This is a genomic window from Bosea vaviloviae (genome assembly GCF_001741865.1).
GTDB lineage: Bacteria > Pseudomonadota > Alphaproteobacteria > Rhizobiales > Beijerinckiaceae > Allobosea > Allobosea vaviloviae.
Map to the genome: position 1 here is coordinate 2811803 of NZ_CP017147.1, position 18669 is coordinate 2830471.

The 18669-nt window shown below is 66.3% G+C and carries 14 protein-coding genes; 11 read left to right on the top strand and 3 right to left on the bottom strand.

Going from position 1 to position 18669, the window contains the following annotated elements:
• The first annotated feature begins 1 nt into the window (after position 1).
• The 7 genes from BHK69_RS13070 to BHK69_RS13100 all read left to right on the top strand — a co-directional run bounded on the left by BHK69_RS13070 (position 2) and on the right by BHK69_RS13100 (position 10402).
• Positions 2 to 2710, top strand: a complete 2709-nt coding sequence (locus tag BHK69_RS13070; protein WP_069690485.1) for a nitrate reductase — start codon at positions 2 to 4, stop codon at positions 2708 to 2710.
• A 38-nt stretch (positions 2711 to 2748) separates the two neighbouring features.
• Positions 2749 to 3657: a nitrate ABC transporter permease gene (gene ntrB / locus BHK69_RS13075; protein ID WP_069693616.1), complete on the top strand. Its 909-nt coding sequence runs from the start codon at positions 2749 to 2751 to the stop codon at positions 3655 to 3657.
• 10 nt (positions 3658 to 3667) lie between these two features.
• Complete coding sequence (locus tag BHK69_RS13080; RefSeq protein ID WP_069690486.1) at positions 3668 to 4459, top strand: ABC transporter ATP-binding protein; 792 nt, start codon at positions 3668 to 3670, stop codon at positions 4457 to 4459.
• A gap of 238 nt (positions 4460 to 4697) precedes the next feature.
• The gene (locus BHK69_RS13085) at positions 4698 to 6494 is read left to right on the top strand and encodes a NirA family protein (protein WP_069690487.1); all 1797 of its coding nucleotides are present in this window, start codon (positions 4698 to 4700) and stop codon (positions 6492 to 6494) included.
• Between the two features lie 124 nt (positions 6495 to 6618).
• A complete protein-coding gene (locus tag BHK69_RS13090; RefSeq protein ID WP_069690488.1) occupies positions 6619 to 8202 on the top strand; it encodes a sulfite reductase subunit alpha in 1584 nt (527 codons plus the stop codon).
• 634 nt (positions 8203 to 8836) lie between these two features.
• Complete coding sequence (locus tag BHK69_RS13095; protein ID WP_069690489.1) at positions 8837 to 9859, top strand: PAS domain-containing protein; 1023 nt, start codon at positions 8837 to 8839, stop codon at positions 9857 to 9859.
• 210 nt (positions 9860 to 10069) lie between these two features.
• Positions 10070 to 10402, top strand: a complete 333-nt coding sequence (locus BHK69_RS13100; RefSeq protein WP_148663399.1) for a hypothetical protein — start codon at positions 10070 to 10072, stop codon at positions 10400 to 10402.
• A gap of 397 nt (positions 10403 to 10799) precedes the next feature.
• On the opposite strand, the gene BHK69_RS13105 is transcribed toward BHK69_RS13100, so the two are convergent.
• Both BHK69_RS13105 and BHK69_RS13110 read right to left on the bottom strand, forming a co-directional pair.
• The gene (locus BHK69_RS13105) at positions 10800 to 11708 is read right to left on the bottom strand and encodes a MurR/RpiR family transcriptional regulator (RefSeq protein WP_083269325.1); all 909 of its coding nucleotides are present in this window, start codon (positions 11706 to 11708) and stop codon (positions 10800 to 10802) included.
• A complete protein-coding gene (locus BHK69_RS13110; protein WP_069693618.1) occupies positions 11705 to 12463 on the bottom strand; it encodes an HAD-IIA family hydrolase in 759 nt (252 codons plus the stop codon). The genes BHK69_RS13105 and BHK69_RS13110 overlap by 4 nt, the downstream gene beginning before the upstream one ends.
• Before the next feature lie 215 nt (positions 12464 to 12678).
• Between BHK69_RS13110 and BHK69_RS13115 the strand changes: the two genes are divergently transcribed.
• From BHK69_RS13115 to BHK69_RS13130, 4 genes are all read left to right on the top strand, one after another.
• A complete protein-coding gene (locus BHK69_RS13115) occupies positions 12679 to 13602 on the top strand; it encodes an ABC transporter permease (protein WP_069690491.1) in 924 nt (307 codons plus the stop codon).
• Positions 13603 to 13608: 6 nt separating this feature from the next.
• Positions 13609 to 14544 (top strand): ABC transporter permease, encoded by a 936-nt coding sequence (locus tag BHK69_RS13120; RefSeq protein WP_083269329.1) that lies wholly within the window; start codon positions 13609 to 13611, stop codon positions 14542 to 14544.
• Between the two features lie 66 nt (positions 14545 to 14610).
• Positions 14611 to 16179 carry an ABC transporter substrate-binding protein gene (locus tag BHK69_RS13125; protein WP_069690492.1) on the top strand — a complete coding sequence of 523 codons (1569 nt, stop codon included), beginning with the start codon at positions 14611 to 14613 and terminating at the stop codon, positions 16177 to 16179.
• Between the two features lie 182 nt (positions 16180 to 16361).
• The gene (locus tag BHK69_RS13130; protein ID WP_069690493.1) at positions 16362 to 17240 is read left to right on the top strand and encodes a metallophosphoesterase family protein; all 879 of its coding nucleotides are present in this window, start codon (positions 16362 to 16364) and stop codon (positions 17238 to 17240) included.
• Positions 17241 to 17458: 218 nt separating this feature from the next.
• Here the strand turns inward: BHK69_RS13130 and BHK69_RS13135 are convergent, their stop codons facing one another.
• The gene (locus BHK69_RS13135) at positions 17459 to 18589 is read right to left on the bottom strand and encodes a serine hydrolase domain-containing protein (protein WP_083269847.1); all 1131 of its coding nucleotides are present in this window, start codon (positions 18587 to 18589) and stop codon (positions 17459 to 17461) included.
• Between the last annotated feature and the right edge of the window lie 80 nt (positions 18590 to 18669).

An 18669-nucleotide genomic window follows, 5' to 3' on the forward strand; every position in this document is an offset into this window, starting at 1 on the left:
CATGCGCATCGACGACGCCGCGCTCGGCCCCGGCATTCCTGATCCCGCCATCCGCACCACCTGCCCTTATTGCGGGGTCGGCTGCGGCGTTCTGGCGACGCCGGATGGCAAGGGCGGAGCAGCGATTGCGGGCGATCCCGCCCACCCCGCCAATCTCGGCCGGCTCTGCTCGAAGGGCTCGGCGCTCGGTGAGACGCTCGGCCTGGGCAGCCGCGTGCTGCACCCGCTGAAGCGCAATGCGGCGGGCGGCTATGACCGCGTCACCTGGGAGCTCGCGCTCGATGCGGTTGCCGAGGGCTTCCGCTCGCTCATCAGGCGCGAGGGCCCCGAGGCTGTCGCCTTCTATCTCTCCGGCCAGCTCCTCACCGAGGATTATTACGTCGCCAACAAGCTGATGAAGGGCTTCATCGGCTCGCCCCACGTCGACACCAATTCGCGGCTGTGCATGTCCTCCACGGTCGCCGGCCACAAGCGCGTCTTCGGCTCCGACACGGTGCCGGGCAATTACGAAGACCTCGACAGTGCCGATCTGATCGTGCTGGTCGGCTCGAACACCGCCTGGTGCCACCCGGTGCTGTTCCGTCGCATCCAGCAGAACCGCAGCGAGCGCGGCGCCAAGGTCGTCGTCATCGACCCGCGCGTGACGGCCACCGCCGAGGATTGCGACCTCGTCCTGCAGCTCAAGCCGGGTTCCGACAGCGTCCTGTTCGCAGGGCTGCTCGTTCATCTCGCCGAACACAGCCTGACCGACGCGACCTATCTCGCGCGCCATGCCAGCGGTTTCGAGGCCGTGCTGGAGAATGCGCGCGGCATCGCGCCCGACATCGCCGCCGTCTCCGCGCGCACCGGCTTGAGCACGGCCGAGATCGCCGCCTTCTACGCGCTCTGGGCCGGCACGCCGGCCGTGGTCACGGCCTGGAGCCAGGGCGTCAACCAGTCGGCGCAGGGCACCGATAAGGTCGCCTCCATCCTGCATTGCCACCTCGCCACCGGCCGCATCGGCCGTCCCGGTGGCGGGCCGCTTTCGCTGACCGGCCAGCCAAACGCCATGGGCGGGCGCGAGGTCGGCGGGCTCGCCAATATGCTGGCTGCCCATATGGGCTACTCGGCCGTCGAGATCGACCGCGTCCGCCGCTTCTGGAACGCGCCCAGCATGGCGCAGCATGAGGGCTTGAAGGCCGTCGCCATGCTCGATGCGGTGGCAGACAAGCGCATCAAGGCGCTCTGGGTCATGGCGACCAACCCGGCCGTCTCCCTGCCGCGCGCCGACCATGTCATGGCGGCGCTGCGGGGGCTCGACCTCTTCGTCGTCTCCGAGAATGTGCTCTCCAACGACACGCTCGCCGCCAAGCCGCATGTCATCCTGCCGGCTGCAGCCTGGGGCGAAAAGGACGGCACGGTCACCAATTCCGAGCGCCGCATCTCGCGCCAGCGCGCCTTCCTGCCCCTGCCGGGCGAGGTCAGGCCGGATTGGTGGATCATCTGCGAGATCGCCAGGCGGCTGGGCTTCGCGGCCGGCTTCGGTTTCGCCGATGCCTCCGAAATCTATGCCGAGCATGCCGCGCTTTCCGCCTTCGAGAATGACGGCACCCGCGATTTCGACATCGGCGCCCATGCCGGTTTGACGAAGCGCGGCTATGACGCGCTCAGGCCGGTGCAATGGCCCGTGCCCGCCGGGCAATCGCAGGGCACGGCGCGCCTCTTCGCCAATGGTGGCTTCTTCACGCCCGACGGCCGCGCCCAGATGAAGCCGCTCGCCATGCCGGCGCTGGCGGCTGAGCCGAGCGAGGCTTTTCCGCTGCTGCTCAACACCGGCCGCGTCCGCGATCACTGGCATACCATGACGCGCACCGGCCTGAGCCCGCGCCTCTCGGCCCATGTCAGCGAGCCCAGTGTCCATGTGAATCCGGCGGATGCCGTCCGTTTCGGCCTGGAGGAGGGCGGTTTCGCCCGCATCGCGAACGCCCATGGCGCGGTCGTGCTCAAGGTCCTGCGCGACGAGGGCGTGCCGGCCGGCTCGCTCTTCGCGCCGATCCACTGGTCGGCCGAGACGGCGTCCGATGCGCGTATCGGCGCGGCCGTGCAGCCCTTCTGCGATCCCTATTCTGGCCAGCCCGAGATGAAGGCGACGCCCTCATCCGTTGCGCCGGTGAGCTATGCTTCGCAAGGCTTCGTGCTGTCGCGCGAGGCCTTCGCCCTGCCGGCAGGAAGCTGGTGGGCGAGTGTCGCGGTCGAAGGCGGGCAGGGCCGTCTGTTCGCGACCGACGCCTCGGTCGATGACCTGATGGCGGCCGTGCGCTCAGCCTTCGGTGAGGATGGCCTCACCGAGATGATCGACCGCCAGGGCGGGGCCTATCGTTGCGCCGTGACGCGTGACGGCAGGCTGATCGCTGCCCTCTTCGTCGGCCCCTCCGGGCGCGCGCCGCTCTGGGACACGGTCAAGCTCGCCTTCGCCGATGCCGGCCTCGCGCCGGAAAACCGGCTCGCACTGCTCGCCGGCCGCCGGCTCGATGGCGCGGCCGATCCCGGCCCCACGGTCTGCGCCTGTTTCGGCGTCGGCCTCAATGCGATCCGCGCGGCTTTCGCCAGCGGTGGTGCGATGACGCCCGAGGATATCGGCCGGCAGCTCAAGGCCGGCACGAATTGCGGCTCCTGCCTGCCGGAAATCCGGCGCATCGGCGCGCAGTCGCGCGAGACGGTGGCGGCATGACGGATGCGACGGACCAATTCAATCAGAGGAGTATCGGGATGGGTCAGACTGTCTTGAAGAATGCGACTGCGGGCGCGAAGGTCGTCGCGCTGGCGGCCGTGCAGGCCGAGGTGGTGACCCTGCCGGCGGTTGCGGGCAAGCCGCTGCGCGAGCGGCTCGGCGCCTGGCTCAAGGCGGTTCTCGTCAACATCCTGCCGCCGCTGATCACGGTCACGCTGATCCTGCTGGTCTGGCAGCTCACCGCGCATGGCCCGCAATCCTCGCTGCCGCCGCCGACCAAGATCTGGGCGGAAGCCAAGGACCTGATCACGGAACCGTTCTTCTGGAACGGCTCGCAGGATATCGGTCTCGGCTGGCGCATCCTGGTCTCGCTCCAGCGCGTCGCCATCGGCTTCAGCCTCGCGGCGGTCGTCGGCGTGCTGCTGGGGGCGCTCGTCGGCCAGTCGGTCTGGGCGATGCGGGGGCTCGATCCGGTCTTCCAGGTGCTGCGCACCGTGCCGCCGCTCGCCTGGCTGCCGCTCTCGCTGGCGGCGTTCCGTGACAGCCAGCCCTCGGCGATCTTCGTGATCTTCATCACCGCGATCTGGCCGGTGATCATCAACACGGCGGTCGGCATCCGCAACATCCCGCAGGATTACCGCAATGTCGCGCAGGTGCTGCGGCTGAACCAGATCGAGTTCTTCTTCAAGATCATGGTGCCCTCCGCCGCGCCCTACATCTTCACCGGGCTTCGCATCGGCGTCGGCCTGTCCTGGCTCGCCATCGTCGCGGCCGAGATGCTGACCGGCGGCGTCGGCATCGGCTTCTTCATCTGGGATGCGTGGAACTCCTCGCGTCTGTCCGACATCATCGTGGCGCTCATCTACATCGGCGTCGTCGGCTTCGTGCTCGATCGCTTCGTCGCCTTCGTCGGCACCATCGTCACCCGTGGCACCCTGACCAACTGAGGAGGATGCGATGAGCTATCTCAAGATCGACCATGTCGACAAACGCTTCCAGCGCGGCACCGCCACGACGGAGGTGCTCAAGGACATCAACCTCGTCATCGGGAAGGGCGAATATGTCTCGGTGATCGGCCATTCCGGCTGCGGCAAGTCGACCCTGCTCAACATCATCGCGGGTTTGACCCCGGTCAGCGCCGGCGCGGTGCTGCTGGAGGGCAAGGAGGTCAATTCGCCGGGGCCCGAGCGCGCCGTCGTCTTCCAGAACCATTCGCTGCTGCCCTGGCTCACCGTCTACGACAATGTCGCGCTCGCCGTGAACAAGGTCTTCGGCCGCCAGAAGAGCAAGGCCGAGCGGCATGACTGGATCATGCACAATCTCGACCTCGTCCAGATGGGCCACGCCAAGGACAAGCGCCCGGCCGAAATCTCGGGCGGCATGAAGCAGCGCGTCGGCATCGCCCGCGGGCTGGCGATGGAACCCAAGATCCTGCTGCTCGACGAACCCTTCGGCGCGCTCGACGCGCTGACCCGCGCCCATCTGCAGGATTCGATCATGCAGATCCATGCGGCGCTCGGAAACACCATGATCATGATCACCCATGACGTCGACGAAGCCGTGCTGCTCTCGGACCGGATCGTGATGATGACCAACGGCCCCTCGGCTCGCATCGGCGAGGTGCTCGACGTTCGGCTCGAGCGTCCGCGCAAGCGGCTCGATCTGGTCGCAGACCGCACCTACATCGCCGCCCGCGAGGCAGTCCTGAAATTCCTCTACGAGCGCCACCGCTTCGTCGAGGCGGCGTGATGATTGGTTTGATAAAAAGCGCAGCGCAGGCCGCTTCCTTCTCCCCTCGGGGGAGAAGGTGGCCCGGCGAAGCCGGGTCGGATGAGGGAAGGAACCGCGACGCGGCAAGACTTCCCTCATCCGTCAGCGCTTCGCGCTGCCACCTTCTCCCCACGCATGTCGGATGTTTCCGACATGCGCACTTGGGTGCCCATCTCGGGCAAGCCCGAGATGGGTGGGAGAAGGGAGGGAGCACGCCATGAGCGACGATTTCAGCCCGGACCAGAAGCGCTATCTCGAAGGCTTCATGAGCGGCATGCAGTCCGCGCGCGCGGCGCGTGGGCTTGGCCCGCTCGGCGGGGCTGCAGGTGCTGGCGCCGCAGCGCCGGCCGGCCCCGACAAGGAGCATCAGGAGGCGCAGGCGCGCATCGTCTCCGGCGGCGGCAAACTCGTTGATCAGGAGAAGTGGAAGGCGGCCGAGCACCCCTTCGACGCCTATGCCCGCTTCAAGGCGCAGGCCGAGGCCGGCACCTATCCCAAGCCTGAGGACAATTTCCGCTGGCGCTATCACGGCCTGTTCTACGTGGCTCCGGCGCAGAACAGCTATATGTGCCGCCTGCGCATTCCCAACGGCATCCTGAAGGCCTGGCAGTTCGAAGGCGTCGCCGATCTCGCGGAAAAGCTCTGCGGCCCCTATGCCCATGTCACCACCCGCGCCAATCTGCAGGTCCGCGAGATCAGCGCCGAGAATGCGCCGCTGCTGCTCGAAGGGCTCGCCGATCTCGGCCTCACCGCCAAGGGCTCCGGCGCCGACAACATCCGCAACGTCACCGGCTCGGCTACGGCCGGCATCGACCCGCTCGAACTGCTCGATACGCGTCCCCATGCCCGCGCCTGGCACCACCACATCCTGAACGACCGCTCGCTCTATGGCCTGCCGCGCAAGTTCAACGTCGCCTTTGACGGCGCGGGGTCGATCGCGACGCTGGAGGACACCAACGATATCGGCTTCCAGGCGATAGAACTGGGCGAAGGCGCCAGTTTCGAAGGCCAGCCCATCGAGCCCGGCATCTGGTATCGCCTGGCGCTGGGCGGCATCACCGGCCATCACGACCTCGCCCGCGACACCGGCGTCATCGTCGCGCCATCTGACGCCGTCGCTGTCGCCGACGCGATCGTGCGCGTCTTCATCGCCAATGGAAACCGCACCGACCGCAACAAGTCGCGCTTGAAATATGTGCTCGATGCCTGGGGCTTCGAGAAATTCCTCGCCGCGGTCGAGGACAAGCTCGGGCGCAAGCTGGTCCGGGTCGATGCGAGCCTGGTGAAGCCGCGCCCGGTCTATGACCGCCTCGCCCATATCGGCGTGCACAAGCAGGTCCAGGCCGGCTTGAACTGGGTCGGCGTGGCGCTGCCGGTCGGCAAGCTCACCGTGGCGCAGATGCGCGTCATCGCTTCGATCGCCAAGAGTTGCGGCGATGGCGATATCCGCCTGACCGTCTGGCAGAACCTGCTGATCTCGGGCGTGCCGGACGCGAAGGTCGAGGATGTCGTCGCCAATCTCCAGGCGATCGGCCTCTCCGCCGAAACCTCGATCCTGCGCGCGGGGCTGATCGCCTGCACGGGCGCGACGGGCTGCAAATTCGCCGCCGCCCACACCAAGGAGGATGCGCTCGCCATTGCCGCCCATTGCGAGCCGCGCATCACGCTGGAGACGCCGGTCAACATCCACCTGACCGGCTGCCACCACTCCTGCGCCCAGCATTATATCGGCGATATCGGCCTGATCGGCGCCAAGGTTCCGGTCAATGAAGAGGGCGACACCGTGCCCGGCTACGATCTGCTCGTGGGCGGCGGCTATGGCGTCGATGGCGGCATGGCGCGGCCCTTCCGCGAGAAGGTCAAGGCGGAGGATGCTCCGGCGCTGGTCGAGGCGGTCCTACGCACCTGGCAGGTTCATCGCGCCGCGCCCGACGAAAGCTTCGTCGCCTTCGCCCGCCGCCACGAGATCGAGGCGTTGCAGGCACTGGTCGCGCAAACCGGAGACGCGGCATGAGCCCGATTCTGCATAACCGTCATGGTCGGCCCTGTGCCGACCATCCACGTCTTCCGCCGTCGAACTCTATGATCAAGACGTGGATGCTCGCCACAAGGGCGAGCATGACGGGGAGGGGCACCTTATGACGCTCCAGTCCCCATCCCCCATCGTCCAGGTCCTGCCCGAGACCGCGCCGTTCTCCGAGGAGCAGCGCTCCTGGTTGAACGGCTTTTTCGCCGGCCTGCTTTCGCTCGACAATGCCGGCGTCACCGCGCTCTCGCCCGCCGAGAATGCCGCCGTGATGGGCGATGCCGATGACGGGGCGCCCTGGCACGACCCGGCAATGGAGATAGCGGAGCGCATGACGCTTGCCGAGGGCAAGCCTTTTCCGCGCAAGCTTTTTGCTGCCATGGCGCAGCAGGATTGCGGCCAGTGCGGCTATGTCTGCGAGACTTACTCCGCAGCGATCGCCTCCGGGCAGGAGCCGCGCCTGAACCTCTGCGCGCCCGGCGGCAAGGATACGCTGCGCATGCTGAAGACGCTGGTGGAGGAGGGCGGCGCGGTTCCCGCTGCATCAGCAGCCGAGGCGGCCCCGGTCGCGCCCGCCGGCCCGATCGGCCGTTCGCGCGAAAACCCGGCCATGGCGACCTTCCTCTCGCGCCGGAAACTCAATGGCGAGGGCTCGGAGAAGGAGACCTGGCATGTCGAGTTCGATCTCTCGGAATGCGGGCTCGACTACATCGTCGGCGACGCCTTCGGCATCGTCGCCCAGAACGATCCACGCTTGGCGGACGCGGTCATCGCGCTGCTCGGCGCGCGGCCGGATGCACCCGTCAACGGCAAGACGCTGCGTGAGGCGCTTGTCAGCGATTGCGCGCTCGGACCGGCGCCCGATGCGCTGTTCCAATTGATCTCCTATGTCACGGGTGGCGAAACCCGCGCCAAGGCCAAGCGCCTGGCGGCGGGCGAGGATCCCGATGGCGATCTCGACCGGCTCGACGTGCTCGGCACCTTGCACAAATTCGGCCAGGCGAAGCTCTCGGCCGAGGCCTTCTTCGAGGCGCTCGACCCGTTGCAGCCGCGGCTCTATTCGATCTCATCCTCGCATGTCGCCACGCCCGGCCGCATCACGCTGACGGTCGACACGGTGCGCTACAAGATCGGCACGCGCCCGCGCTGGGGCGTGGCCTCGACCTATCTCGCCGAGCGCGTCCAGCCCGGCGACAAGGTGCCGGTCTATGTCCAGCGGGCGCATGGCTTCGGCCTGCCGGAGAACCCGGCGACGCCTGTCATCATGTGCGGGCCCGGCACCGGCATCGCCCCGTTCCGCGCCTTCCTGCACGACCGCAGGGCGACGAAGGCGCCGGGCAAGAATTGGCTCTTCTTCGGCCATCAGCGCCGGGCCTCGGATTTCTTCTACGAGGACGAATTGAACGCGATGAAGCAGGAGGGCGTCCTCACCGGCCTGACCTTGGCCTGGTCGCGCGACGGCAAGGAGAAGATCTACGTTCAGGACCGCATGCGCGAGCGCGGCGCCGAGCTCTTCGCCTGGCTGGAGCAGGGCGCGCATTTCTATGTCTGCGGCGACGCCAAGCGCATGGCCAAGGATGTCGAGCGCGCGATGGTCGATGTCGTCGCCGAGCATGGCGGGCGCTCTGCCGACGAGGCCGTGGCCTATGTCGCCGCGCTGAAGAAGGCCGGGCGCTATCAGGCCGATGTTTATTGAAGCCAGGCGGACGCATCTTCGTCCCCCGATCCGCGCGCATCTGTGAACGGCCGTCTATGTGACGGCCGTTCACAGATGCGTGCAGCCCTGATTCCGGACAGGCGTGGTCGTCCTGGACAGGCGGCGGCGTGCAGTCGCGCGCCCTCCGATGGCCCCGGCGCTTCATCTTGCTCAACCCAAGATGGCGGCTCGTTTCCCTGCGCAAACAGCACGTTCCAGCATCCTGCTCTAACTCTTCGATGAGAGGCGGATTCAGATTTCAGCTGGGAACACAACGTGATCCCAGCTGAAATCATCCGGTTTTAAGCGCGGTGAATAAGCAGGCCGCGAGCATAATTGTAACAATGTAACGATTTGAATATCGTTCGAACTCGGCTCGCGAGTAATCGCCCTGGCAAAGCCCGTGTGGAAATCTCCGATTCGTTACGGAAACCGGGACATGCTCCTGACGATCCAAAATGGAACAGACAGGCTCTGCTTATGTTACGATAGCTAACGACCGTTCAATCAGGGGTCTATCTATCTTTGACCACCGATTTTAGCATTGTTCTAAAGTGGTGTTGTCGTGATTGATTCGAGACAGGGTAGCGGCGCAGATGCCGCGAAGCGCGTCGACACTGGATCGGGGGGTCCAATGCTGGCATTCTTCAACGAAGACGAGAGTTTCGGTGAAACCCTGCGTTTCATCGAGGAGCGGATTCCGCTTGGCATTTTCTCGATGGCGCTGCCGTCGCGCAAGGTGCGCTGGTCGGCCGGCATGTTCCGGTTGCTGGGCCTCGACCCGGCAACGCATCAGCCCTCCGAAGAGATGTTCCATGCGCTGATTCACCCGGCGGATTTCGGTCCGCGGGCCGAGATCGAACTGATCTTGCGCAACGCCATGCCGCTCCACCGCGATATTCGGATCCTCAACCCGAAAGGGCAGCTGCGCTGGGTGAGGGTCAATGCCGAGTTCCTGCTGGACGATCGCGGCAGGCCGCATCGCTTGATCGGCTCCTTCCTCGACATATCGGCCGAATACGAGGCGCGGCAGTTGATCAAGGCGAGCCAGCGGCGCTTCGATGCGATGGCGGCCGCCTGCACCCCAGTCTGGTGGAGCGCCGGGCCGGATGGGCGCATCGAATGGCTCGAGGGCTGGGAGGAGCTGACGGGGCAGGGTCTCGAACAGAGCCGTGATTGGGGCTGGGTCGAGATGCTCCACCCCGACGATGCGGAACGCGTCGTCGCCGAGCGCAAGAAGGCGCTCGCGGCCGGCGGAGTATGCGAGATCGATATGCGCGTTCGCTTGCTCAGCGGGAGCTATCGCTGGGTGCGCGCGCGCAGCATTCCTGTCCGTGACGAGGCCGGCGAGATCACCGAATGGGTCGGCGGCTGCATCGACATCCACGCCAGCAAGGAGGGGCCCGCGCCAGGCCGCGCGACAGGGGGGCTCAGCGGCGCCCAGATCCGCGGCGGGCGCGGTATTGTCAATTGGTCGGTCAAGCAGCTCTCGGAAGCGGCGGGCGTACCCGTCTCGACCATCCGAAGGATCGAGGAGTTCGACGGTTTTGTTGGCGCGCATGCGTGCGCGGTCGAAAAAATCCATCAAGCGCTCGTGCGTGCGGGGGCAAATTTTGTCACTCCGCCGGACGGCAAGCCGGCTGTGCGCCCGGCCTGAGGCCTGCGCGGTCCTGCTCGACCGTATTCCGAGCAAATTTCGCGCATTACGTGTATTTTCGACCAGACATTTAGCGCAAAAATTGCTCGAACCAGCCCCAAATGGACGGAGCGGGCTGCAAAGATGGTAAATAGCTCGTCAACGTCCTGAGCCTAGCCTGTTCTCGTAGGCTGCTGTCGTCTCAACAAAGCAGCCATTCGGGGGACTGACATGGCGACAAAATCCTTGGTGAAGCACCCTGGTGCTACGGAGGCGCGGTCGCATGGTGGCGAGGCCGGCGTTGCTGCCTGGCTGTCGGCGAATGCGACTATGGCGCATAACGAGCTGCACGGGCTGGCGATGCTGTCGCAGGCGCAATGCGAAACGGCGGACTATGTCGCCGAACTGGCGCAGTCTCTGGCGATCCTGACCGGCAAGAGCGGCCTGCGCTCCCTGGCGGATGTCCTGAACATCGTCGCTCGTGAGGCCGACGTGATGGCCAAGACGGGCTTTGCGATCCTTGACGAAGCGCGCGAGGAGCGGCAGCGCTCGGAGGCGGTTTAGCATAGCTTCGCGGGTCGGGGCGGGCTTTGCGCGCGATGGGCATAGCAGGGCTCAAACCCGGTAAAGCAGCCTCGGTGTCCGGTGGACTCCCCTGGCTTCGGCCCCGCCATCGGCTCGGCTCTATCGACGACAGCAACCGCCAGCCACAGGCTGGAGCGCGGCCGTTCAAATCCCTGCTGGTCCTGCGGGCGGATCTGCGCCCGCTCGGCCGCTCCCGGCACTGGCGCGGCCACCGCAGGCTGATCCGCCAGCGGGAACGCCGTTAGTGCATTTTCTGTTCAGCTTGCCCCTCATTGCGAGGAGCGTTAGCGACGAAGCAATCCAGGAGGGCTCGCTCTACGCCTCCTGGATTGCTTCGCTGCGCTCGCAATGACGGTGTAGCCCACTCCCGGAAGCCTCAATACCGCTTGGTCGAGAGCACGTCGAAGGTCTTGCCGATCGTCGCCAGGGCCTTGTCGTAATCGGCCAGCGACAGGCAGGCGATCAGCGCGTCGATGATGGCGAGCTGGGCGATGCGGCTGGTCATCGCCTCCGTGCGGAACTGGGTTTCGCGCGCCATGGTGTGCAGCACGATATCGGCATGGGCGAGCAGCGGCGACTTGCCGAAATTGGTGATGCAGATCGTCGTCGCGCCGGCCTCCTTGGCGAGCTTGGTCGCCGTCACGGTCTCATGCGTGCTGCCGGAATGGGAGATGGTGATGACAGCCACATCCGGCCCGGTCAGCGAGGCGCTGATCGCCTGGACATGGGAATCGACCACCACCTTGGCCTCGACGCCGATGCGCAGCAGGCGGTAATTCGCGTCCTCCGCGATCGGGGCGGCGCTGCCGATGCCGTAGAGCTCGACGCGTCGCGCTTTCAGGATCGCGGCGACGGCCCGCTCCATCGCGCCGGTGTCGAGCGCCTTCATGGTGTCGTGCAGCGCCTGGAGATCGCTGCGGAAGATCTTTTCGATCACCGTGCCGGTGTCGTCGCTGCGGGCAAGATCCTCATGGATGAACTGGACCGGCTGCACCAAATCGCGCGCCAGCGCGATCTTGACCTGCTGGAAGCCGCGCGCGCCGAGCTGCTGGCACAGCGAGATGACGCTGCCTTCGCTGGCGCCGGTGCGCTCGGCGACTTCCGTGACCGACATGTGCACCACCTCGCCGGCATGGGCGACGAAGAAATCGGCGATGCGGGCGGCGGTCGGCGGCAGGTTGGCGCGCAGCGCCTGCAGACGATCGAGCGCACCCTCCAACCCTTGGGATGATGGGCTCTTGCGGATCTCTGCAGATTTGGAGGCGGGCTGCTTTGCGGTGGTCATGCGCTCAAGGCCAATAGGCTGGCGCTCTCATGCTGGGGCGGGGCGCTTCCCAGAAGCGGGAACACCCCGTCGCGGATCTCGAAATAGCGCAGGCCGAAGCGCCGCGCACCCTCGCCGTCGGTCGCCGGATTGTCGCCGACCATCACGACGGCGCGCTTGGGCAATTTGAGCAGGGCAAGCCCGGCCTCGAACAAGGCGGGCTCGGGCTTGCCGATGACGCGGTGTGGCACCGGGCCGGTGCAGGCAAGCAGAGCCGCCAGCAGCGCGCCGGTCTCCGGCACGATCGCACCATCGGGGCCGGGATGGACGAGGTCGGGATTGGCGGCGACGAGCTCGGCGCCGTCGCGCACCGCATTGGCCGCGATCGTCAGGCGCTCATAGGAGAACTGCCGGTCGCGGCCGAGGAAGACGATGTCGGGTCGTGTCTGCACCGGCACGAGCCCCTGGTCGCGCGCATGGGCCATCAGGCTCTTGCTCGCCATCATATAGATGCGGGCGCGCGGCAGGCGCAGCGCGATCTCGTCGAGCGCTGTCGTTCCCGCAAGCACGATGCGGCGCTGAGCGACCGCCAGGCCAAGCCGCTTCAGGCCGCGCGACAGCTCCAGCGGCGTATGCTCGGCGTCGTTGGAGACGATGACGAAACGCCCCTCCAGCGCCTCGAGGAAGGCGCTCGCGCCCGGCAGCGCCTGCTGGCCGCGCACCAGGGTTCCGTCGAGATCGACGAGACAACCGTGAACATCCCGAAGCGAGCCCATCGCGCGAATCTCAAAATCTGCCAGCCGGATGTTTGAATCCATGAACTGAGATAAGCTCAGTGTCAAACTGGATACTTACTGAGCTAAGTTCATCGTCCTGTCATGAAGCGCTGCCACCACATTGCCATCGCATCAAGGGCCCAGGGCAGCAAAGCCTAGAGCGGAAGCCTGGCAATGAGCGCGATGTCCCGTGGCGACCCAGGCAGGGGGAAGACATGCTCGAATTCCTCACCGGCCGCGTGCTGCGGATGGCGATCACGCTCTGGGCGATCGTCTCGGTCGTCTTCCTCGCCACCCGCCTGACCGGCAATCCGATCGATTTCCTGATGCCGGAAGGGCTCGACGCCGCCTCGCGGCGCGAGATGATCGCCTATTGGGGGCTCGATCGCACGGTCGTCGAGCAATACTGGCTGTTCTGGCGCTCGCTGCTTTCGGGCGATTTCGGCCTCGGCCTGATGGAGCGGCGGCCCGTCGCGACGATCTTCACCGAGCGGCTCTGGCAGAGCGCCTCGCTCCTGGTCGCGACGCTGGCGCTGACCATCGGCGTCGGCGTGCCCGCCGGCATCCTGGCGGCGATCTGGCGCGGCCGGCCAGGCGGAAGCGGCGTGCTCTTCGCGGCTTTCCTGGGTTACGCCATCCCGAATTTCGTCCTCGCCATCCTGTTGCTGCTGATCTTCTCCTACACCCTGCACTGGCTGCCCAGCGCCGGCTCCGGCACGCTGCTGCATTACATCATGCCGACGGTCGCGCTTTCGGCCTATTTCGTCGCGGCGCTGGTGCGCTACACCCGCAACGCCATGCTCGATGTCCTCTCCGAGGACTATATGCGCACCGCCCGCGCCAAGGGCTTGTCCGAGCGCGCGATCATTCTTCAGCACGGCCTGCGCAATGCGCTGATCCCGGTCATCACCGTGCTCGGCCTGCAGATCACCACGCTGGTCTCGGGCGCGGTGGTGGTCGAGACCGTCTTCGCCTGGAACGGGGTCGGCGATCTCCTGGTCGGTGCGACGATCAAGCGCGACTACCCGGTGCTGCAATTCGGCGTCCTCGTCGTCGCGAGCGCGGTGATCCTCGTCAATCTCCTGGTCGATCTCACCTATGCGCTGGTCGATCCGCGCGTGCGCCTGGCTGGAGCCTGAGCGGTCATGACCGATATCCTCGATGCCAAGATCCTGGACGCCAATATCGCTTTTCCGCCGCAGCCCAAGCCGCGCGCGGAGCCCAAGCAGCGCGGGCGCTTCGCCCGGCCGGCGGGCGTGAGCGTTCTCGTTGTCGGCGCGGCGCTGCTGGCGCTCATCCTCGTCCTGCTCGCGCTGTTTGCGCCGGCGCTCGCGCCCTTCGAGCCCGACCAGCAGAAGCTGCTCGCCCGCTTACGCCCGCCGATCGGCTTCGAGCGCGCGAATCCGGCGCATTGGTTCGGCACCGACCAGCTCGGCCGCGACCTGCTCTCGCGCTGCCTCCATGGTCTCAGGCTGACACTGGCGCTGGCCCTGTTCGGCACGCTGATCGGGCTTTCGCTCGGGGTTTCGCTCGGGCTCGTCGCCGGCCTGTTCGGTGGCTGGGCCGATGCGCTGATCATGGGCTTCGTCGACATCATGCTGTCGCTGCCCTTCACGCTCGTCGCGCTCCTCGTCATCGCGCTGGCCGGGACCGATGTCGCGGTGCTGATCTGCGTGCTCGGCATCGCCTATTGGGCGCATTTCGCCCGGCTGGTGCGCGCCCAGGTGCTCGGCCTCAGGGAATTGCCTTTCGTCGAGGCGGCACGGGCGGCGGGCGCGACGCGCTGGCATATCGCCACCGTGCACATGATCCCCAACATCGTCTCGCCCATCGTGGTGATGGCGAGCCTGAACTTCTCCAACCTGATCCTGCTCGAATCCGCGCTCTCCTTCCTGGGCCTGGGCGTGCAGCCGCCGACCGCGACGCTCGGCTCCATGGTCGGGCAGGGGCGCGACTACATGGCCTCCGCATCCTGGATCGTGGCGGTGCCGGCGCTGCTGATCGTGTTCGTCAGCCTGGCCGCCATGCTGCTCGGCGACTTCCTGCGCGACCATCTCGACGTGCGCCTGCGTGAACGCTGATGGCCGTCTTCCACGCCTGCCTGCCACGCCTCTTCCTCTCTCGCTCGTCTCGAAAGGGCTGAAACCATGCTCAAGACCTTGCTGAAGACCGCGCTCGCTGCAGCGCTCGCCACCACTGCGCTCACCGGGCTTGCCGCCGCGCAGGAGCTCAAGGTCGGCGTGCAGAACATGGCGCCCTGGCTCGATCCCGGCCGCGATTTCTCCAATGTAGGCTCGCAATTCTACTTCAACGCCTTCGATCCGCTGATCGGCAAGGACGCCGCCCGCGCCGAGAGCGTCTGGCAGCCCGGCATCGCCACGAGCTGGAAGCAGGTTTCGCCGACGCAGATCGAATTGAAGATCCGCCAGGGCGTGACCTTCCACAATGGCGCCCCGATGACGGTGGAGGACGTGGTCTTCTCCTTCGACCGCATCATCAACTCGACCTTCCCGCCCTATACCGTGCGCAAGCGCGACACGCTGCCCAACATGGCCAAGGTCGAGGCAGTCGACGCCGAGACGGTGCGGATCACCGCCACCAAACCCGAACCGCTGTTCGAGACCCTGCTCAATGTGCAGCAGGGCATGATCGTGCCGAAGACATACGTCATGGCACTGACGGGCGATCCCAATGTCGCCGAGCCCAGTGATTTCGAGGCCTTTGCGCTCAAGCCCGTCGGCACCGGCCCCTACAAGATCACCGAATTCGTCCCCAATCAGAAGCTGGTCTATGAGCGCTATGACGGCTTCTGGGGCGAGAAGGCGCCGTTCCAGAAGGTCACGGTCCAGCGCATTCCGGAGCTCTCGGGCCGCCTGACCGCGCTGAAGAACGCCGAGGTCGACCTCATCACCAATATCCCGCCCGACCAGCTCGATCCGATCGCCTCTGATGCCAAGCTCAAGGTCGAGGGCATGCAGACGCCGCTCTTCCACGTCGTCATCTTCAACACCCAGAACCCGAAGATGGCCAATCCGAAGCTGCGCCAGGCGCTGTCCTACGCCATCGACCGCAAGACGCTGAACGAGGCGCTCTGGTTCGGCAAGGCGAAGGTGCCGAGCTCGCATACATTCGCGCAGTTCGGCCCGCTCTACATGCCCGAGCTCGACACCTTCGAATACGATCCCGCCAAGGCCAAGGCCCTGCTGAAGGAGGCGGGCTATGACGGTTTCCCGATCCGCTTCGACACCCAGGCCGCCTACTACACCAACGGTCTGCTCGCCGCGCAGGCGATCCAGGAGATGTGGGGCACTGTGGGCGTCAAGACCCAGCTCAACGTCACCGAGCAATGGACCGGCTCCGAGCCCGCGATGATGGCGCGCAACTGGTCGAACCCGATGTATTTCCCCGATCCCGCCGGCTCCTTCGGCATCATGTGGGCGCCGACCGGCAACTCCGCCTCGGAAGGCCGCTTCAAGGCCGACGAGGCCTATATCGCGCTGTGGGAGAAGTTCCGCTACTCGACCGATCTCGCAGAGCGCAAGCAGGCCTATGCCGGGCTGATGCAGATGATCAAGAACGACCCGCCGGTGCTGCCGCTCTACCAGCCCTACGAGTCCTACGGCATGAAGCGCTCGCTCGCCTGGCGGCCGCTGCCCGGGCACATCCCCTATGTGCTCGATTTCCGCGCCGGCCGCGTGACGCTGGCTGCCCGCTGATCACCGCCTGATACCGTCATTGCGAGGAGGCAAAGCCGACGAAGCAATCCAGGGACCGCCGAGCGAGCCCTCCTGGATTGCTTCGCGGAGCCTGTACTCGGGCTTGCCGAAGGCAAGACCCGGGTGCTCGCAATGACGGCTGCACCTTTCTCCCAGCCATCTCCAACCTTCCGAGCCCCGCCATGGCCAAAGCCCTTCGCCTCGCCTTCGTCGCCGATATCCACCACGGCGAGAACAGCTTCACCAAGATGGGCGCTCACGCCCTGCCGCTGATGGCCGAGTTCCGCCGCTTCGTCGCGCAGGCCAGGCCCGACGCCGTGATCGATCTCGGCGACCGCATCTCCGATTGCGACCATGCGACCGATCTGCGGCTGGAGCAGGAGGTCGCCGAGGCGTTCTCGGCCATCGCCGCGCCGCGCTTCCATCTCTGCGGCAACCATGACCGCGACCATCTCAGCGTCGCCGAGAACGAGGCGATCCTGGGCCAGAAGCTCGGACATCGCATCATCGATCTCGGCGATTGGCGGCTCGTGCTCTGGGCCGCGGATTCGAAGATCCACCGCCCCGGCGGCTTCGTGCTGCAGGAGGCCGATCTGCTCTGGCTCGCCGCGACCGTGAACGCCGCCGACCGCCCGCTCGCGATCATGAGCCATGTCCCGATCTCGGGTCATGGCCAGACGGGAAACTATTATTTCGAGCGCAATCCGGAATTCTCGACCTATCCCGGCGCGGAGCGGGCGCGCGCCGTGCTGCGGCAGGCGAAGGTCCCGGTCGTCTGCCTCTCCGGCCATGTCCATTGGAACACGCTGACGACAGTCGACGGCATTCCGCATCTGACGCTGCAATCGCTGACCGAGAGCTTCACCACCTTGCCGGAGCCGGCCGGCTCCTGGGGGCTGCTCGAACTGGACGAGACGATCACCTGGACCGTCCATGGCAAGGACCCGTTCTCGGCGCGGATCGAGGCGGCGGAAACCCTGCGGCGTTGGATGACACCGCTGCAGCCCTTCCACGAGCATCCCGAACTGCGCCTGCGCCATCTGGCGCTCGCGGCGGAATAGCCGGGTTACGGGCGAGGGGGCGCCTCGATCATCCCGCTGGGTTGGGTAGCTGCCTGGTTGCCTCTTGACGCGCGCGTTGAGCGAGGGCGCGCTGCACCCGATCCGCCCTGGGGCAGCGAGCAAGCCGGACCCCAAGGTCCCGCTCGCTCGCTGCCGGCGTCTTGGCTATTCGGCGCCGCCGGAGCGACCACATGCCCCTGGCCGCAGACGACCCCGGTTTACGAGAGCGGCATAGAGGCGGCCGCGGCGATGCTCCGGGCGAACCTGCCCGACATTCCCTCATAGGCGGTGTTCGTCATCGAGATGACGCTTCGCTTCCTGGCGAAGTCGATACCCCACCAATTGCCATAGGTTCCGCCCCAGGAAACCGACGCGTTGCTCCATTGGCTGCCGGTCGATGCGGGGTCGATCAGGACGGCGCCCAGCCAGGAAAACCCCCATCCCGGCCCCATCGCCTGAGCCTCCGCGCCAACTCTGGGCATCCTCGCCGCCTCACGCAGATCGTCGCCCAGGAAAGCGCCCGTGCGATAGGCCTCAAGTAGCGTCAGCACGTCGCGGGCGCGTCCGGCCATTCCGGCGCCGCCCGAGGCCCAGGCGGTCGCGTCTCGAATGCGCTCCGGATCGAAGCGAACGCCCGGCCCCTCAATGTAAGGCTGCGGCACCTCCACGCCGACGGTCATCCGCACCGGCGCCGGTTTGCCATCGTGATAGGGGACGGCAAGATCCTCTTCCGGCCAATGAAACGCCGCACTCAGTTGCAGCGGCTTGGAGACAAGCGTGCGGATGGCTTCGTCAACGCCGATGCCGGTGACAGCCTCGATCACGCCGCCCAGAACGTCGGTCGCAACGGAATAGCGCCAGCCTTCGCCGGGAATGCGATCCAGCGGCACGCTCGCGATGCGGGCGAGATTGGCTTCGAGCGAGCCCCGGCTCTCATCAAGGCCATCCGAAACCCCGGCGCGGGCATAGGGTCCATCCGCGGGTTGCTGGGAGCGGTAGTCCAGGCCGGCCGTATGCGCCATCAGATGACCGATCCTGATGTCGGCGATCGAGCCATCGGCGAGACGAGGCGCAAACCCCGGAAGATAGGTCGCCACCCTGTCTTCGGGCGACAAGCGGCCGGCTTCCATCAACTTCAGGATGGCCATCGTCGTGAAGGCCTTCGTCACAGAAGCGAAACGGAAGGGCGTCTCGAGCTGCATCTGCCGGCCCGTCTCGCGGTCGGCGTGGCCCGCTGCCCGCTCGTAGACGATCTTGCCATTCTCGGCGACGAGCACAACGCTTCCAGCGATGCGGCCCTCGGCAACTGCGTCCTCGATTGCAGCATCAAGCGCGTTCGCCAGGCTCAAGGTCTTTGAATCTTGCGTCTTTGAATCTTGCGTCTTTGAATTTTGGGTCATTGGGAACTCCTGTTCGGAAGGATGCTTTC

Coding starts and splice junctions, on each gene's coding strand:
- BHK69_RS13070 (WP_069690485.1), top strand. CDS start 2: ATGCGCATCGACGACGCCGCGCTCGGCCCCGGCATTCCTGATCCCGCC.
- ntrB (WP_069693616.1), top strand. CDS start 2,749: ATGGGTCAGACTGTCTTGAAGAATGCGACTGCGGGCGCGAAGGTCGTC.
- BHK69_RS13080 (WP_069690486.1), top strand. CDS start 3,668: ATGAGCTATCTCAAGATCGACCATGTCGACAAACGCTTCCAGCGCGGC.
- BHK69_RS13085 (WP_069690487.1), top strand. CDS start 4,698: ATGAGCGACGATTTCAGCCCGGACCAGAAGCGCTATCTCGAAGGCTTC.
- BHK69_RS13090 (WP_069690488.1), top strand. CDS start 6,619: ATGACGCTCCAGTCCCCATCCCCCATCGTCCAGGTCCTGCCCGAGACC.
- BHK69_RS13095 (WP_069690489.1), top strand. CDS start 8,837: ATGCTGGCATTCTTCAACGAAGACGAGAGTTTCGGTGAAACCCTGCGT.
- BHK69_RS13100 (WP_148663399.1), top strand. CDS start 10,070: ATGGCGACAAAATCCTTGGTGAAGCACCCTGGTGCTACGGAGGCGCGG.
- BHK69_RS13105 (WP_083269325.1), bottom strand. CDS start 11,708: ATGACCACCGCAAAGCAGCCCGCCTCCAAATCTGCAGAGATCCGCAAG.
- BHK69_RS13110 (WP_069693618.1), bottom strand. CDS start 12,463: ATGGGCTCGCTTCGGGATGTTCACGGTTGTCTCGTCGATCTCGACGGA.
- BHK69_RS13115 (WP_069690491.1), top strand. CDS start 12,679: ATGCTCGAATTCCTCACCGGCCGCGTGCTGCGGATGGCGATCACGCTC.
- BHK69_RS13120 (WP_083269329.1), top strand. CDS start 13,609: ATGACCGATATCCTCGATGCCAAGATCCTGGACGCCAATATCGCTTTT.
- BHK69_RS13125 (WP_069690492.1), top strand. CDS start 14,611: ATGCTCAAGACCTTGCTGAAGACCGCGCTCGCTGCAGCGCTCGCCACC.
- BHK69_RS13130 (WP_069690493.1), top strand. CDS start 16,362: ATGGCCAAAGCCCTTCGCCTCGCCTTCGTCGCCGATATCCACCACGGC.